Origin of the sequence: Cyclonatronum sp., assembly GCF_022565315.1 — a bacterium.
GTDB lineage: Bacteria > Bacteroidota > Rhodothermia > Balneolales > Cyclonatronaceae > Cyclonatronum.
Window position 1 is genome coordinate 36,931 of record NZ_JAIUMX010000014.1, and the last position, 16,190, is coordinate 53,120.

Below are 16,190 nucleotides of genomic sequence, written 5' to 3' on the forward strand. Positions count from 1 at the left end.
TTTTCATGTCCGCAAAAAAAAATCCCCGCATACTTGTAACCGACGATGAAGCAAGCATCCGCAGCGCGTTGCGCGAAATCCTGGAGTTCGAGCAATATGATGTAAGTGAGGCCGCTTCGGGTACACTGGCGCTGGAGAAACTGCAGGCTGAAGCCTTCGATTTGCTGCTTCTCGATATTAAAATGAAGGGGATGGATGGCTTCGAGCTGCTCGAAAAACTCAACGAAGCAGGCATTCAGCTGCCCGTAATTATGCTTACCGGTCACGGTACGATTGAAATGGCCGTGCAGGCAACCCGGCTCGGTGCTTTTGATTTTCTTCAAAAACCGCCGGACCTTAACCGGCTGCTGATTACGGTGCGCAATGCGCTCGATAAAGGAATTCTCGTAAAAGAGAACCGGAAAATGCGCCGGAGTGTACCCCGGCTTTCGGAAATTATCGGGGAGAGTGATGCCATCAGGCACATCAAGGCGACCATCGCGAAAGTTGCGCCCACAGATGCGCGGGTGCTTATTACCGGCGAAAACGGAACCGGCAAGGAATTGGTGGCCCGCAGCCTGCACGAGCAGAGCCGCCGCTCTGATGAGCCTTTTGTGGAAGTGAACTGTGCCGCAATCCCGACGGAGCTGCTTGAAAGCGAGCTTTTTGGCCATGAGGAGGGCGCCTTTACCGGAGCAAGCAGCCGCAGAATCGGCAAGTTTGAACAGGCACACGGCGGCACGCTTTTCCTCGATGAAATCGGGGATATGAGCCTGACCGCTCAGGCCAAGGTGCTGCGGGCGCTTCAGGAAAACACCATTGTGCGGGTAGGCGGTACGGAGCTTATTAAGGTGAATGTGCGCATCCTCGCTGCAACGAATAAGGATTTGAGGCTCGAAATTCAGGAACAACGCTTCCGCGAAGATTTGTATCACCGGCTGAATGTGATTCCCGTTCATGTGCCGCCGCTCAGCGACCGGCGTGAAGATATTCCTCTGCTCGCTACTGCTTTTTTACGCGAAATGGCCGATAAGGACATCGTTTTTGAAGGGAAAACTTTTTCGCCCGGGGCTCTTGAAAAACTACAGCGCCATGAGTGGACCGGCAATGTGCGGGAGCTGCATAATGTGGTTGAGCGACTCGGTATTCTGAGCAGCGGGCCGGAAATTACGGCGGCTGAGGTAGATCTTCTTGCCGGTGCGGTACAAAGGTCAGCCACCGACGGCAATCAGGGTATGCGAGATTTGCTGGAAAAATATCCCGATTTTCAGTCTTTTAAAGATGCGACGGAGCTTATTTTTGTGAAGTATCAGCTTGATAAACATCAGTGGAATATTTCACAAACAGCAGATGCCATCGGCATTCAGCGCAGCCATCTCTATAACAAAATCAAAAAATTTAATCTAAAACGATAAAACGGGGGTAAATTCATGAGTGCGAGTATTCTGGACGGGGTGATGCTGGCCGGCAAGGTACGTGAATCGGTTGCCGCCGATGTGAAAAGCTGGGTTGAGCGCGGTAACCGTGCCCCCAAACTGCAGGTGATTCTGGTGGGTGAAAATCCGGCTTCGTCGGCTTATGTGGGCGCTAAAACCCGCGCCTGTGAGGATGTGGGGATTGAATCTGACACGCTCATCCTGCCCGATACCATTTCAGAGATTGAGCTCACGGAGGTGATCGGGGACTTTAACCGGGATGAGGCCACCGACGGTATTCTGGTGCAGCTGCCGATCCCGGCGCACATCACCCCGCTTTCCGTGATTGAAGCCATCGACTACCGCAAAGACGTGGACGGCTTCCATCCCATGAACGTCGGGCGGATGTCGGTCGGGCAGCCCTGCTTCCGCCCCTGCACCCCGGCGGGCATTATCGAGATGCTGCGGCACTACAGCATCCCGACCAAGGGCAAACACGCGGTCGTAGTCGGGGCAAGCAATATCGTGGGTTCACCGGCGGCGATTCTGCTCTCCCGGGAGAACACCACCGGCAAGGCCACAACAACCATCTGCCACAAATTCACCAAAGACCTCACCAAGCACACCATCAGCGCCGATATTCTGATTGTAGCGGTGGGTCAGCCGGGCCTTGTTACGGGGCAGATGGTGAAGGAGGGCGTTGTGGTGATAGATGTGGGCATCACGCGGGTAGCCGACCACACCACAGAGCGGGGCTACCGCCTCACCGGCGACTGCGACTTCGATTCGGTATCCGAAAAAGCAAGCTGGATTACGCCTGTGCCCGGCGGCGTCGGCCCGATGACGGTTGCCATGCTCATGAAAAACACCCTGCTCGCAGCCAAGAAATCTATTTACCCCCGCTAAGTTAAACGGAGCTGCGCAAGCCAAAGCCGGAAAGCTGAAACCTGCCTTCAAAGCGGGTTTTCGGGGAAAGCGCCCGTCATCCTAAAACAAAACGCCCGTCCCGGTCATCATCAGAGCCGGGACGGGCGTTTTTTGTTTAAGGGGGGATGAGCTTCCGGCCAGTTCAGGCCACGACGCTTTCCTCAAGCTTGCGGTGTTTGCTCCAGAGGCCGAGACCTTCTTTCATTTCGCGGAGGAGCTCGTCGAAACGGGCTTCATCCTGCTCGAGCAGGGTGAAGCGGAAACCACAATGCGGGGTCGAAAAGCCGCTGAGGGGTACTACGCAGATGCCGTGCACGGCAAGCAGGAAGTACACGATTTTGTAATCCTGAGCCGAACCGGGCTGCAGCCACTTGCGAATAAGGTTGAGCTGTCCGTCTGTTAGTGCCGTGTAAGGCACACAGCTTCCGGCAAATTCGCAATCGATGTGAACGGTAGCATAAAACGCGCCCCCGCCACCGGATACGTGAAAGCCCTCAATTTCATGGAAAGCCGCGCGTACTTTCGACATTTTCCGGCTCAGTTCAGCTTTGATGTCATCCTGCCAGGTTTTGTACATCGGGTGACTCATAATTGCAGGAATTACGCGCTGCGGCAGGGTGGTGCTGCACACTTCGGTCATTTTTCCGTGATCGATGCGTCCGCAGAAATCCGCGAAAACGGGGTCTTTGTCGCGGTTGTAGTATTCGAGCCAGCCGCAGCGGCTGCCGGGCCACGGGAATTCTTTGGAGATGCCTTTCATCGCAATGGCGGGCACATCCCCGATTACTTCGCACAGACGCACCATTTCGCCTTCGTACACGAGGTTTTCGTAGATCTCATCACAAATGATAAAGAGGTCGAATTCGCGGGCAATCTGTACCAGCGCCGCAAGCGTGCTGTAGGGGAAAACCTTGCCGGTCGGGTTATCCGGGTTGATGAGCAGGATGGCGCACACATCGGGATTGTCGGTCACCAGCTGACGCACTTCGTCGGGGTCGGGCAGCCAGTCGCGTTTGGGGTCGAGGGTGTACTGCAGCGGTGCGCGGCCGATACGGCTCGATTCGGCACCCGAATGCGCCGGATAGGTAGGGGAGGGCATCAGCACGCGGGCATCGGGGCTTAGCATGCCGTACACACGGGCAATGGCATCGCCAAGACCGTTGAAAAAAGTAATATCGTCGCTCGTGATGCGCACGCCGCCAAAAGCGTTGGTACGCGCCGCCAGGAATTCCCGTGTTTTGGGCACACCTTTGGATTCGCAGTAGCCATAGCTTGCATCGCTGAGTGCCTCCGCCGCCACAATTTCTTTCATCCACTGCGGGACCTGCATCCCTTTTTGAACCGGGTCGCCTATGTTTTCCCAGAAGACGTTTTTGCCGCAGGCTTCAAGCTGATAGCCCTTATCAACTATACCGCGAATTTCGTAGCTCGCTTTCTTTTTGCCCGCAGGCACCAGTGGTAGTCGCATGTAAAATTTTTTGAGAATGATTGGGGACGCGCAAATATCAGAAGTTTCTGATTGAATCCCAAAAGTATTTCCTGATTAATGTCGATTATTCTTTTAAAAATGCCTTATTTATTTAGGCTAATTAAGAAAATAAATTGAGATATAAAGTCGAAATGCTGTTATTGGCTAAAAGGGTGTGTTTTTGCAGTCTTAATTTTTTAAGGGTCGTATCGGGATTCTTTCTTTTTTTTGCTGCCTGTTGCATATGTACAAAGTTACAAAGGTAAAAGCCTTGCTTCAAGCAGAAAAAAAGCCGCCCGGGGGTAGTCGTGAGCGGCGGTTTATAAAGAAAGCGGGTGAGTTTACCGTTTGCGGCGGAGCAGCAGGCCTTCGTTGGGTCTGAGCACGACTGAGCTGTCGCGCAGGGCGTGAGCCCCATCCATTTCTGTTGAAAGCAGGATTTCGGCCGATCCGTGAAAATCAGCGGGGAGATCCGCGGACTTTTCATCCGGGCTGAAATTAAGCAAAACGAGCATTGTGCTGTCCGAACCAGGTTCGCCCCTGCGGTACTGCAGCACATCGCCTGTGCTGCTCAGCACCGTGCAGCTGCCGCTTATGAGCACTTCGTGTTCGCGCCTGAGCCGGATGAGCGTTTTCACCATACTGAGCATGGATGCCGGGTCTGCTTTCGCGGTCTCGACGTTCAGGGAGGAAGCGTCATCGCCGACGGGTAGCCAGGGTTCGATGCCGGCCGGGCAGAAGCCGGCGTTGGGGCCTGCATCCCACCGCATGGGCGTGCGGACGGGGTCGCGCCCCAGGCCGAGGCCGGGTGAGAGCAGCTCCCAGGGGTCCTGCACTTTATCCTGCGGCACGGGCACGCTCTGCATGCCGAGCTCATCGCCGTAGTAGATGGTGGGCGTGCCACGCACGGTCAGCAAAAACAGGTAGCCGTTTCGCGCCTGCTCCCTCCCTGCGCGGGTGGCAAAACGCGGCTGATCGTGATTGCTCAGCACCCAGTTGGGCCAGCCGTGCTCCGGAACGGTGGCTTCGAATTCAGTGATCAGCGCGCCCACATTCCGGGCTTCCCAGGCGGAGAAAATCAGCCTGAAATTAAACGGCAGATGAAATTCCGGCCGTTCCGGGCTGCCATAATGCCGGGCCAGCTGCGGCAGGCTGAGGTTCATCTCGCCGATGGTCACTTTATCCTCAAATTCGTCGGCGGTTTCGCGAATCCATCGGTTGAACAGGTGGATGTCCGCCGTGTTTTTGGTATTCTGCTCGGTAACGCGGAAGGACGGATCCATGCCGGGCTTCCAGTCCGGATTTACGGGATTGTCGGCAAAACCAGCGTCTTTCATCACGCGGTAGGAGACATCAACCCGGAAGCCGTCAACCCCGCGCCTGAACCAAAACCGCAGGATATCGAGCATGGCCTCCTTCACCTCGGGGTTCCGCCAGTTCAGGTCGGGCTGCTCTTCGAGGAAGGTGTGCAGGTAGTACTGCCCGGTGCTTTCGTCCCACTTCCAGGCCGACTTCCCGTCGAAGCGGCTCAGCCAGTTGTTGGGCGGGCTGCCGTCGGGTTTGGGATCCTTCCAGTAGTACCAGTCGCGCTTCGGGTTGTCGCGGCTGCTTTTTGATTCCAGAAACCACGGGTGCTCGTTCGAGGTGTGATTGGGCACAAAATCGAGAATCACTTTGATGCTGTGCCGGTGCGCCTCAGCGATGAGGTCATCCATATCGGCCACGCTGCCGAACATGGGGTCGATATCGCAGTGATCGGTCACATCGTAGCCGAAGTCGGCCATAGGCGAGGGATACACGGGCGAAATCCAGATGGCATCAATCCCCAGCCATTGCAGGTAATCCAGCCGCTGCCGGATGCCCTGCAGGTCGCCGATGCCGTCGCCGCTCGCATCCATAAAACTGCGGGGGTAAATGTGGTAAATTATGGCGCGTTTCCACCATTCGGTCATAACAGATTGATTTTACTTGATTTTGGGTTCGCTGAAATCAGTTTGCCCTGCTTTACACCAGGGTTTGCAGTTTGTCTTTTTTTTAGGGTGATGCGTTTCGTGCCCGACTCTAAGTATAGGGGTATGGCCGGGGGGACTAAATTACTTCTTCGGCTTCTTCCGGATTCAGAATCAGCAGCGGAAGGGTGTGTGTTGTGTTTCCGGAACGCAGGTGAAGCTGCGCCTGCCCCGCCGGAAGCCCGGAAGCATCGAGCCGGATCTGATAGCGGCCGGCTTCCAGCGCTCCGGAAAACAGGCCGTGGCGTAGGCCGGCATTTTCATCGGGGGTGAGGTAAAGTTCGATTTCGGACGGATCTGACAAATCGAAGGTGATTTCTGAAGCACTGAAGAGCGGATTCGGGGAGGCCTGAATCAGGGCCGTTTCGGCAGGAAGTGCGGTGCCTGCGTCGGTTACGAGCCGGGGGGACTCCGGAGCAGGCGGGGCTTCGAAAAAGTAAAAAGTGCCGTAGTTGTTGGTACGGGCATCGGGCCAGCCGGAATGGCCCGGGGCGCCGGCTACGAGCTCGTCATCCCAAAGTGCGAGGGTAAAGCCTGCGTTAATGAGGTGCGTGTTCATATTGCTGCCTGAGAAGGTATTGCGGATGATGGTGCCCGGCGCAAACAGTTTGTTTTCGGCCCACTGACCGCTTGGCTCCAGCTCGAAATAGAAAATGCCGCCGCCTCTGTTGCCAATGGTAGTTGCTTTCTGATGGGCTGAAACCCAGGCCTGCATGCCGCGGAGGGCGACCTGAGTACCATGCTGATCATTGGCTATGGCAGATGCCGGGCGCAGTACAGCGGTTTGCCGGATGCGGTTGGTTGCCCGGTCTTCTTCAAAAATATAGGCGGCGCCGGCTTCCTCTCCGGCAGCGTGATTGAGGGGAGCCCCCACAATAAACCGGTCGCCTGAGGCGGCAACGCTGAACCCAAACTGATCCCCGGTATGGCCGTCAGAGGCCTGTACTACTCCTGCTGAAACCCAGCCGCCGGCTCTTCGCCGGAAAATTTCTGCGTAGCCGCGGTCTGTTGGTCGTTCCATATTGTGCACCATATCGTCGGTGAACCGGCCCGGCGCTCCTACGATCATGCGGTCACCACTTTCATTAAAAGCGATAGAGCGGCCGTAGGCGAACATGCCGTCTTTGTTTCTTTTTGGGATGTATTCTTTCGGTACCCAGCTGTTATTTTCGAGCGTCATCCGCACGATGCCGTGAATACCCGCAATGTACAGGTCCCCGTCAGGGTGAAAGGCCGGAAAGTTGTAGCCGGGCCCTTCGTGGAAATCGTTGCCCCATTCATCGGGGTAGGCAAAGGTGCTGTGGTACTGCCAGCTGCCGTCAGCTGCCTTCTCCCAAAAAACAAAAGGCTTGAAAATATTATTGATACCGTTAACGCGGTACACCAGAAAGCGGTCGCTGATGGCCGGTCTTTCCTCAATCCAGCCCCGACTGCCGTAGCCAAACCCGGTTGAAACACCAGCCTGAAAAATCGGGCTGCGCTGAATACGCCTGAAGGTCGTGCGCGGGAAGGATTCCGGTACAACAACTTCAGGGTTGATTTCCTGCACGAAGCGAAGGCCGTTTTCGTCCCGTTCCCAAATGAAGAGGTGGATGAAGTAGCCCTCTGGTTCCACGAATGACCCTGTCTGATTGCGGTAGGCGGCGGCAACCATAGTATTGCCGGAAACGGCGAACTCCTGCCCGATAAGCCGGCGGTGCCCTGAAATTTCGGGCTCAGGCCGGTCCATCTGAAGGGTTTCGTGTACTTCCGGAAGCTCGGAGAGCAGCCCGAGGCGGACGGTCGTTTGCGGGTCGATGCTGAAGGCCCGGCTTACAAGATGTTTCTGCTGATTCCAGTCGGAGTCGTGGTAAAGGAAAACGTTGTAGTTGAAGGGCGCGCTGATGGTTTGGGGCTCGAGCGTGAGCCATACGTCTTCTTCGGGGTAGTACACCTCAAGTAAATAGTGCCGGGTAAAGCTCGGGTAGCGGTGCACAAACGTACGCACCACCCGCGCCGGGATGCCGAGGTTTCGCAGCAGTGCCGCCGGCAGATGCGCGTAGCCGATGCAGTTCACAACCCGGTTTTCGAGCGCATAAATGGCATCGTGTATGCCGGAGGGATCGCCGTACTGCAAGTGTCGTGCATTCCACAGCATCACCTGATACACGAGGTCGTGCTGGTTTGCATTTGGGTATGCCTCCCGGATTTCGGCGGCGATCCGGGCGATTCGTGCATCTTCGCTCTGAATCCAGCTTGTCGGGCTTAGGTAGGGTGCGAAGGTATCGGGCAGGGCCTGCACAGGGTACGGGCTGCCCATCTGCTGCGGCGCCCGCTTCGCAGTGCGCACGCGAAGTACGATTTCCGTCTCGGTTCGGGAGATGACTTCCTGCCTGAAGGTCAGGCTTTCGTAAGCCTGAAAGTCATACATACCGCCAGGGTTGCTGATGGTGTAGTACTGATCGTAGTAGCCGGCAGAAAGCTGGGCCTGAGCCGGCTGTGCAGCTGCTGCCAAAAAAACGAGCAGCAGGATGGTTTTCAAAACGGAGGGGACTGAGTTGTTCATCGCAGTTGGGTTAAGTTTGGATTATTCTGCGGCAAGAGGGGTGAAGGCCCTGAAGTTCACTCGCGGGCCTTGCTGAAGCTGTCAATTTAATGATTAAAAACACAAATTTTTCCAAAAACTCCTCCTCTCGTCAGGCCGCTGCGGTTCAGTTTCGCTGAGCACAGTGCAAAAAAAAGCTGCCCTGAAAAAGGCAGCTTTAAAATAAAAAAAGTGTGAGATCAGTGTATCGACCTCAGAATGCGGTTAAAGCGCGGGCTTCTTCCGTCAACCGAAAAATAAATGACCCATGCTTTGCCTACAATATGGTCGTCGGGTACAAAGCCCCAGGCGCGGCTGTCTTCGCTGTTGTCGCGGTTATCGCCCATCATAAAGTAATAATCCCGCTTTATGGTGTAACGGTCGCGTTCGATGCCGTTGATCAGGATGCGTTCACCGCGTATATCGAGATGGTTGCCTTCATACCTTTCGATGATATCGGCGTAGAGGCCAATATTTGCGGGGGTAAGCTCAACTTCCTGCCCGCTGAAGGGCACCACAATTTCCGGCATCTGATCGGTGCTGTTACGCCCGAGGGCCTGGGCAAAACGGAAATTCCCGCTGAAACCGCTGTTTTGATTCAGGAAAAGCTCAACTGATTCTACGCTGTTCCAGCTTTCAACTTCGCGGGCAACATCAGGCGACATATGTGCGAAGATGCGGTTGCCCTGAGGTCCGCGTGTACCGATTACGGTCGCGCCGCTCGTTCTGAGGCGCTCGGTGCTCACTCTGAGGCCGTCAAGCGGCACGATTTCGTGAATAAACTGAAATGTTTCAAACATTTCAGATGGCTCATGATTCACGAACAGGACCTTGTCGGTGATGGATAGCGTATCGGCGGGCATCCCGACGGCCCGCTTGATGTAGTTTGTTTTTTGTGAGGGGATGCCATCATCTATCGGATAGTTGAAAACTACAATGTCGTTTCGCTTGATGGAGGAGAAACCCGGCAGGCGGGTTGAAGGCAGCCGAAGGTTGGGCACGTGAATGCCGGTAAACGGTATGCCGACCGATTGCGGTGTACGTGCCCCGTAGTGCATATTGGAAACAATGAGGAAATCGCCCGTCATCAGCGTGGTTTCCATAGAGGGAGTCGGAATGCGGTAGGCGCCGAAGAACAGCGCCCGTATAATTATGGCTGCGGCCAGGGCCCAGAGCAGTGCTTCACCCCATTCGCGTGCCCAGGTTTTGGCCTGAGCTTGTTGGCTGCTGCTGTCCTGCTGACGTTTTTTGGCACGTTCAGCACGGCCCGAGACTTTCTTTTTATCGGCCAAGTTTAATTCATTTAATCAGTTGCGGTTGCAGGTTTTCCGGGTACGGCAGTCTAAAATAATAAAACCGGCATTTTGTACCTGCCGGTTTTATTTATAATAAACCGACTAAAGCCGGATTAATTGAAGTTTACGCCGCGGAACCTTGAGGGCCGCGGAATTTCCACATAGTTAAACTCACCGTTGCGGAATGTTATTTCATACCAGTTTCCGCGTTCCGGAGAATAGAACACATCTGTGAAGTCTGTGAGTTGCGTTGGCTCCATCAGTTTGCGCGAAAGCGCCCTTTTGATTTGCGGCATCAGATCGATGTAGCTCACCGAAACCGCATACACAAGGCCGCGGGCAAAAGGCCCGTCGATATCCAGGATCATCATCGGGTAGGTGTCGTTTACGATGAACCAGTATTCGTACTGTATGGCCTCGGCCATGCGGAACCCCTGCCTGAAGGCAAGGTCGTCGAGGGTACGTGTCGGGTCGCCAAATACGGTCTGAAACCTCGCACGCAGCTCCATAGAGGGGATGCGGTCGATATCTGTGATTCCCTGCATGCCCTGACCGGTCCAGCGGGTGTTGCGGAACCGGCGCTCGAAGGTTGCCGCATCAACGCGCTCAATTTTTACGATTTCGGCCTCTGTGAAGGCGTCAGCCTGTTGTGCCTGAGCCGAATCCGGCCGGAACAGAAATGTGCCGGCAAGGAGCAGAAAAAGGACAAACCAGCCCGCAGCGTTTAAAATTGACATAATGAAAAAAGAGTGGGGTTAAGAAAAAGATTAGTTGTCGTTCATTGAGAGAACGGCTAAGAAGGCCTCTTGTGGTATCTCAACCGAGCCAACTTGCTTCATTCTTTTTTTACCTTCTTTTTGCTTCTCAAGCAGCTTGCGTTTACGGGTAATGTCACCTCCGTAACATTTTGCGATTACATCTTTACGCATGGCGCGAATGGTGTCACGCGCGATTACTTTTTTGCCGATGGCGGCCTGAATGGCAACTTCATACATCTGCCGCGGAATCAGCTCTTTGAGTTTTGCGCAGAGTTTCTTGCCCCATTCGTAGGCTTTGTCGCGGTGTACGATGCTGGAAAGCGCATCAACCGGCTCGCCGTTAAGCAGGATATCGAGCTTCACCATGTTGCCGGGCCGCTGACCGATAAACTCATAATCGAGTGAAGCGTAGCCGCGGGTCGAGCTTTTGAGCTTGTCATAAAAATCGAACACGACCTCTGCCATCGGCAGCTCGTAGGTGAGGTCAACGCGGGTGGCGTCGAGGTACATGGTATTGATGTACTGTCCGCGCCGCTCCTGACACAGTTTCATAATGGCGCCGATGTACTCCGAAGGTGCAATGATCTGCGCTTTGATGTAGGGTTCGTAAATTTTCTCAATCAGGCCGGCTTCGGGCATATCGCTTGGGTTATCTACCATCATCCGTTTGCCGGCAGTGGTCTCTACCTCGTACTCCACGTTGGGTACGGTAGTGATGATATCCATGTCGAATTCCCGGTCGAGGCGCTCCTGCACGATTTCCATGTGGAGCATGCCGAGGAAGCCGGCCCGGAAACCAAACCCAAGGGCAGCAGAGGTTTCCGGCACATAATTGAGGGAGGCATCATTGAGCTTCAGTTTTTCAAGTGCGGAACGCAGGCTTTCAAAATCTTCGCTGTTGGTCGGGTAAATACCGCTGAAAACCATCGGCTTAACTTCTTTATAGCCGGGGATGGGTTCTTTTGCGCCGTTTTTAACCGTGGTGATGGTGTCGCCAACTTTGGTATCGGCCAGGGATTTCACGCTGCCGATAATATACCCGACCTCGCCGGCCCTGAGTTCGTCGCAGGGCGTCATTTTCATGCGAAGGTAACCGATTTCGTCAGCGTCGTAATCCTGCTCTACAGCCATGAAATTCATACGGTCGCCTTTTCTGAGAACGCCGTCCATGATTCTGACATATACGATGGAGCCACGGTAGGAATTAAAGACCGAATCGAAAATAAGAGCTTTCAGCGGCTTATCCGGGTCGCCTTTTGGCGGGGGCACGCGCCTGATGAGATGCTCCAGAAGCTCGGGCACGCCCATGCCGGTTTTACCGGAAACGTGCAAAATGTCTTCGCGCTCACAACCTATCAAATCCATCACCTGCTGTGCGGAACCTTCAACATCAGCACCGGGCAGGTCAATTTTGTTGAGCACGGGGATAATCTCAAGATTTTGCTCAATGGCCTGATACAGGTTTGAAATCGTTTGGGCCTCAACACCCTGCGCTGCGTCAACAACGAGAATGGCGCCTTCACAAGCGGTTAGCGCCCTCGAAACTTCATACGCAAAGTCAACGTGGCCAGGGGTATCTATCAGGTTGAAGATGTACTTTTGCCCGTCGAGGGCCGTGTAGTCCATTTTGATAGCGTGGCTCTTGATGGTGATGCCCCGTTCGCGTTCAAGATCCATATCGTCGAGAACCTGATTCTGCATCTCACGTTCGGTGATGGTGCCGGTTTTTTCGAGTAACCGGTCTGCGAGGGTGCTCTTACCGTGGTCGATATGAGCAATAATACAAAAGTTGCGAATGTGCTTCATGTAGGTGATTAGGTCGTTTTTTCCAAAGTTTGGTAAAATAGCAAATTAAAGCCTCATATTGAAGCCGCCACAGCCCGGCATACTTAAATATAGGCCTGTTGTTTTAGGGTGATGCGGGCTTGGGCAGCATTTTGAGCTTTATCACCATTTTTCCGGTAAAAGAGCTGTGGCTTTGGCAGCATTTGTAAAGAGATGTTTTGATGGTTCGTGGCCGGTGCCATAAAGAGCACGGTTTGGCTATATTTGCGGTAATGAAAAAAATAAATTCAATACCTAATGATGCAGCAGTTTCTGCGGAAGTATCGCAAAAGCGTGTTTCGGGATTTCCCGCAGGTTTGGTATGGCAGCATTACACTGATCTACTGATGCTCACGGAGTTTTCACCAAAAAAACATGATTGGTATCATCACGGTCATGGTATTCGGGCTGCACACACCGGCTGCAAAACTTTGCATGATTGAACGTATTTGATACCCGCTTCGTTTAAAAACCGCCACTCAGCCGGCTGAATACACAAAACAGTATCAGACCGGCTTTTTTGTTTCGGTACCCCTTGAATTCAAAACAGTTAGATTTTTTGGAACCTGTACAAACCCTTCGGATTGCCATCCAGAAAAGCGGACGGCTCACAGAAAAAACCATTACCCTGCTCGAAAACATCGGCATTAAGTTTGACGGCTACAAAAACCGCCTGCTTGTTAAAGCTCTGAATTTTGATGTTGAACTGCTGCTCATACGCGATGACGACATCCCTGAGTATGTGCAGGACGGCATCTGCGATCTTGGCGTTGTAGGCGCGAATGTGACGCTCGAAACGCAGGCCGATGTTACCGTGCTTAAAGACCTCGATTTTGGCCATTGCCGGCTTTCGATTGCCAGCCCGGTGAGCCGCAGTATCAGCTCGGCTAAGGAGTTAGGCGGCAAGCGTATTGCCACGAGCTACCCGGTGCTTACCAAAAAGTATTTTGAGAAACTTGGCCTTGAGGTGAAGACCATCAAGATTTCCGGCGCGGTGGAAATTACGCCCCGCCTCGATGTGGCTGATGCCATTTGCGACCTTGTTTCGACCGGCAGCACGCTCAAGACCAACGGCCTGCGCGAGCTGGAGACGATTCTGCACTCGCAGTCGCAGCTGATCCGCACCAACAAAGAGCTGCCGGAGCACAAAACGGAGCTCATTAATAAATTTTTGGTCCGGATTGAGGGGCAGTTGCTGGCAGAGAACAGCCGCTACATTATGATGAACGCCCCGAAGGAATCGCTGGCGCGCATCACGGAAATCATCCCGGCGCTGAACAGCCCGACGGTGCTGCCGCTGGCCGACCCGAGCATGATTGCCATCCACACAGTGATTCCCATTACCAAGTTCTGGGAAGTGATGGAAGAGCTCAAAGCCGCAGGCGCCACCGGCATCGTGATGCTGCCGATTCAGAATATGATTAACTAACCCCGCGTATTTCCGGCATGAAAACCTACCACTATTCATCTTTGTCTGCTTCGGAAATCGCGGCCCTGTGCAAGCGCACCGCTGTTAATTTCGACCGGATTGAGCCGGTTGTGCGTGAAATTCTGCAGCAGGTGAAAACGCAGGGTGATGTTGCCGTGCAGGCCCTTACTCAAAAATTTGACGGCTTCTCGCCCGATCCGCTGGTAATTTCGGTACCGGATTTGGGTGATATCGAACTTTCTGCGGAAAAGAAAGCGGCCTTCGACCGCGCTTTTTCCAATATTCACGCATTTCACCTTGCACAGCGCCCCTCGCTGCTTTCCGTCGAAACCATGACCGGCGTTGTGTGCCGGCGTGAGGCCCGCCCGATTGAAGCCGTTGGGCTCTACGTGCCCGGCGGCACAGCGGTGCTGCCTTCGACCGTGCTGATGCTCGGCGTACCGGCCATGATTGCGGAGTGCCCGGTGCGTGTGATGGCAACGCCGCCGCGCAAAGACGGCAGTATTGCACCTGAAATTCTGTACTGTGCCGCGCTCACGGGCATCACACATATTGTGAAAGCCGGCGGGGCACAGGCTGTTGCGGCCATGGCCTACGGCACCGAAACCGTGCCCAAAGTGAACAAGATTTTTGGTCCCGGTAATCAGTACGTTACCTGCGCCAAAATGCTGGTTTCGCAGTCAGATGCCATTGTGGGCATCGATATGCCGGCGGGTCCTTCGGAAGTGTTGGTGATTGCCGACGAAACCGCGGACCCTGAGTTCGTGGCCGCTGACCTGCTCTCACAGGCCGAGCACGGGGCCGACTCGCAGGTTGTGCTGGTTACCACAAGCGAAGCCCTGCTGGCGGAAACGCTGGCCGAAGTTGCGCGTCAGCTCGAAACCCTGCCCCGCATGGAGGCCGCCCGACTGGCCCTGGCCAACAGCAGCGCCGTGCTGGTCGAAAGCCGGGAGCAGGCACTCGCCTTTTCCAACCTTTGGGCGCCCGAGCATCTGATCATCGCTTCCGATATGGCAGCGGAGTACGTCCCCGGTATTACAAGCGCGGGCTCGGTTTTCCTCGGAAACTGGACTCCCGAAAGTGCCGGCGACTACGCATCGGGCACCAATCACACCTTGCCCACAAGCGGCTACGCGGCCATGTATAGCGGCGTATCGCTGGATTCTTTCTACAAAATGATCACCTTTCAGGAGCTCACCCCCGCGGGGCTGCGCGATCTGGGCCCGACTGTTGAAGTGATGGCACAGGCCGAGGGCCTCGAAGCCCACAAGCAGGCCGTTACCCGGCGCCTGAACCGCCTCGCACAAATCAAGACCGATTTACCCTGACTTTCAACCCCGATCCATGCCTGCATTTGATCCGCTGCCGCTGCTGCGCCCCAATATCCGCTCGCTGAAGCCCTACCGCTCTGCCCGCGATGATTTCAAGACCGGCATCCTGCTCGATGCCAACGAAAATCCTTTTCCGCCGGAGCTTCACCCTGAAGCGCAGCTCAACCGCTACCCCGACCCGCATTATGATGCCCTCCGTGACCGGCTGAGCACGCTCAAAGGCGTGCAGCCCTCACAGATTTTTCTCGGCAACGGCAGCGATGAAGCCATCGATATTCTCATCCGCATGTTTTGCGAGCCGGGTAAGGATGCGATTGTAATCACCCCGCCCACCTATGGCATGTACCGGGTTAGCGCTGATATTCAGGATGTTAGGGTGAAGGAAGCGCCCCTCAATCCTGATTTCTCGCTTGATGCGGCATCCGTAATTGAAGCGGCCGCCTGCGCCAAGCTCGTTTTCCTGTGCTCGCCCAACAACCCGACCGCAAACCGCCTCGACAGCGGGCAGCTTCGCGAGGTGCTGTCCGCGGCACAGTGCGTAGTGGTTGTGGATGAAGCCTACATCGATTTCAGTGCCGGTGAAAGCGCCCTGCGCTGGCTCGGGGAATTCCCGAACCTGATGGTGATGCAGACTCTCTCGAAGGCCTGGGGGCTCGCCGGCATCCGCCTCGGGATGGCCTTTGCCTCCGAAACCATCATCAGCTACATGATGCGGGTGAAGCCGCCCTACAACGTGAACACGCTCACGCAGCAGGCTGCGCTTCGGGTCCTGGCCGAGCCGGAACGAATATCCGCGTTGGTGAAGCAGCTGCTGCAGGAACGTGCCCGGCTTGCGGTGGCCCTGGCTAAATTCCCCGCCGTGTACAAAGTGGAGCCCAGCGACGCCAATTTTCTGCTGGTAAGGGTGAAGGACGCCCTAAGCTGGTATAAAGCCATCGCCGCTGAAAATGTGATCGTGCGCTACCGCGGCGATCAGCTGCACTGCGCGGACGGGCTCCGCATCACGGTCGGCAGCCCCGAAGAAAACGAAGCCCTGCTGAAGGCCTTCCAAAAACTGAGTGCTGAAATTCAACATCCATCATCCTAAAAAATATGTCCCTTTTTTTTATAGCCGCTGAGGCTTTGTGTGAAGGGGAGGAGCTGCGGCCGTTCGCATTCCGTGCCCTCATCCGGCTGCAGGAGGCCGGTGCAG

At 54.9% G+C, this 16,190-nt stretch carries 12 protein-coding genes; 6 read left to right on the top strand and 6 right to left on the bottom strand.

Features of this window, described 5'->3' with window-relative positions; genetic code table 11:
- Positions 1-5: 5 nt before the first annotated feature.
- A complete protein-coding gene (locus LAT75_RS04425) occupies positions 6-1,394 on the top strand; it encodes a sigma-54 dependent transcriptional regulator (protein WP_291481417.1) in 1,389 nt (462 codons plus the stop codon).
- 15 nt (positions 1,395-1,409) lie between these two features.
- Complete coding sequence (gene folD, locus LAT75_RS04430; RefSeq protein WP_291481418.1) at positions 1,410-2,300, top strand: bifunctional methylenetetrahydrofolate dehydrogenase/methenyltetrahydrofolate cyclohydrolase FolD; 891 nt, start codon at positions 1,410-1,412, stop codon at positions 2,298-2,300.
- A 163-nt stretch (positions 2,301-2,463) separates the two neighbouring features.
- On the opposite strand, the gene LAT75_RS04435 is transcribed toward folD, so the two are convergent.
- The 6 genes from LAT75_RS04435 to lepA form a co-directional block, all read right to left on the bottom strand.
- Positions 2,464-3,789: a pyridoxal phosphate-dependent aminotransferase gene (locus LAT75_RS04435; protein WP_291481419.1), complete on the bottom strand. Its 1,326-nt coding sequence runs from the start codon at positions 3,787-3,789 to the stop codon at positions 2,464-2,466.
- A gap of 341 nt (positions 3,790-4,130) precedes the next feature.
- Positions 4,131-5,741: an alpha-amylase family glycosyl hydrolase gene (locus LAT75_RS04440; RefSeq protein ID WP_291481420.1), complete on the bottom strand. Its 1,611-nt coding sequence runs from the start codon at positions 5,739-5,741 to the stop codon at positions 4,131-4,133.
- A 136-nt stretch (positions 5,742-5,877) separates the two neighbouring features.
- On the bottom strand, positions 5,878-8,343 hold the full coding sequence (locus tag LAT75_RS04445) for a transglutaminase domain-containing protein (protein ID WP_291481421.1): 2,466 nt from the start codon (positions 8,341-8,343) through the stop codon (positions 5,878-5,880).
- A gap of 218 nt (positions 8,344-8,561) precedes the next feature.
- Positions 8,562-9,653, bottom strand: coding sequence for a signal peptidase I (gene lepB, locus LAT75_RS04450; protein WP_291481422.1), 1,092 nt, complete (start codon positions 9,651-9,653; stop codon positions 8,562-8,564).
- Between the two features lie 116 nt (positions 9,654-9,769).
- Positions 9,770-10,393 carry a hypothetical protein gene (locus LAT75_RS04455; protein WP_291481423.1) on the bottom strand — a complete coding sequence of 208 codons (624 nt, stop codon included), beginning with the start codon at positions 10,391-10,393 and terminating at the stop codon, positions 9,770-9,772.
- Between the two features lie 30 nt (positions 10,394-10,423).
- Complete coding sequence (lepA, locus tag LAT75_RS04460; protein WP_291481424.1) at positions 10,424-12,220, bottom strand: translation elongation factor 4; 1,797 nt, start codon at positions 12,218-12,220, stop codon at positions 10,424-10,426.
- 233 nt (positions 12,221-12,453) lie between these two features.
- Here lepA and LAT75_RS04465 point away from each other — a divergent pair, with 233 nt between their 5' ends.
- The 4 genes from LAT75_RS04465 (at position 12,454) to hisC (ending at position 16,085) form a co-directional block, all read left to right on the top strand.
- Positions 12,454-12,681, top strand: coding sequence for a hypothetical protein (locus tag LAT75_RS04465; RefSeq protein ID WP_291481425.1), 228 nt, complete (start codon positions 12,454-12,456; stop codon positions 12,679-12,681).
- Positions 12,682-12,797: 116 nt separating this feature from the next.
- The gene (gene hisG / locus LAT75_RS04470) at positions 12,798-13,667 is read left to right on the top strand and encodes an ATP phosphoribosyltransferase (protein WP_291481426.1); all 870 of its coding nucleotides are present in this window, start codon (positions 12,798-12,800) and stop codon (positions 13,665-13,667) included.
- Between the two features lie 41 nt (positions 13,668-13,708).
- Complete coding sequence (hisD, locus tag LAT75_RS04475; RefSeq protein WP_291481427.1) at positions 13,709-14,995, top strand: histidinol dehydrogenase; 1,287 nt, start codon at positions 13,709-13,711, stop codon at positions 14,993-14,995.
- A 16-nt stretch (positions 14,996-15,011) separates the two neighbouring features.
- Positions 15,012-16,085 carry a histidinol-phosphate transaminase gene (hisC, locus tag LAT75_RS04480; protein ID WP_291481428.1) on the top strand — a complete coding sequence of 358 codons (1,074 nt, stop codon included), beginning with the start codon at positions 15,012-15,014 and terminating at the stop codon, positions 16,083-16,085.
- Positions 16,086-16,190 lie beyond the last annotated feature (105 nt).

What these genes read in the sequence shown, in the direction of transcription:
- LAT75_RS04425 (WP_291481417.1), top strand. Translation starts at nt 6, where the DNA reads ATGTCCGCAAAAAAAAATCCCCGCATACTTGTAACCGACGATGAAGCA.
- folD (WP_291481418.1), top strand. Translation starts at nt 1,410, where the DNA reads ATGAGTGCGAGTATTCTGGACGGGGTGATGCTGGCCGGCAAGGTACGT.
- LAT75_RS04435 (WP_291481419.1), bottom strand. Translation starts at nt 3,789, where the DNA reads ATGCGACTACCACTGGTGCCTGCGGGCAAAAAGAAAGCGAGCTACGAA.
- LAT75_RS04440 (WP_291481420.1), bottom strand. Translation starts at nt 5,741, where the DNA reads ATGACCGAATGGTGGAAACGCGCCATAATTTACCACATTTACCCCCGC.
- LAT75_RS04445 (WP_291481421.1), bottom strand. Translation starts at nt 8,343, where the DNA reads ATGAACAACTCAGTCCCCTCCGTTTTGAAAACCATCCTGCTGCTCGTT.
- LAT75_RS04455 (WP_291481423.1), bottom strand. Translation starts at nt 10,393, where the DNA reads ATGTCAATTTTAAACGCTGCGGGCTGGTTTGTCCTTTTTCTGCTCCTT.
- lepA (WP_291481424.1), bottom strand. Translation starts at nt 12,220, where the DNA reads ATGAAGCACATTCGCAACTTTTGTATTATTGCTCATATCGACCACGGT.
- hisC (WP_291481428.1), top strand. Translation starts at nt 15,012, where the DNA reads ATGCCTGCATTTGATCCGCTGCCGCTGCTGCGCCCCAATATCCGCTCG.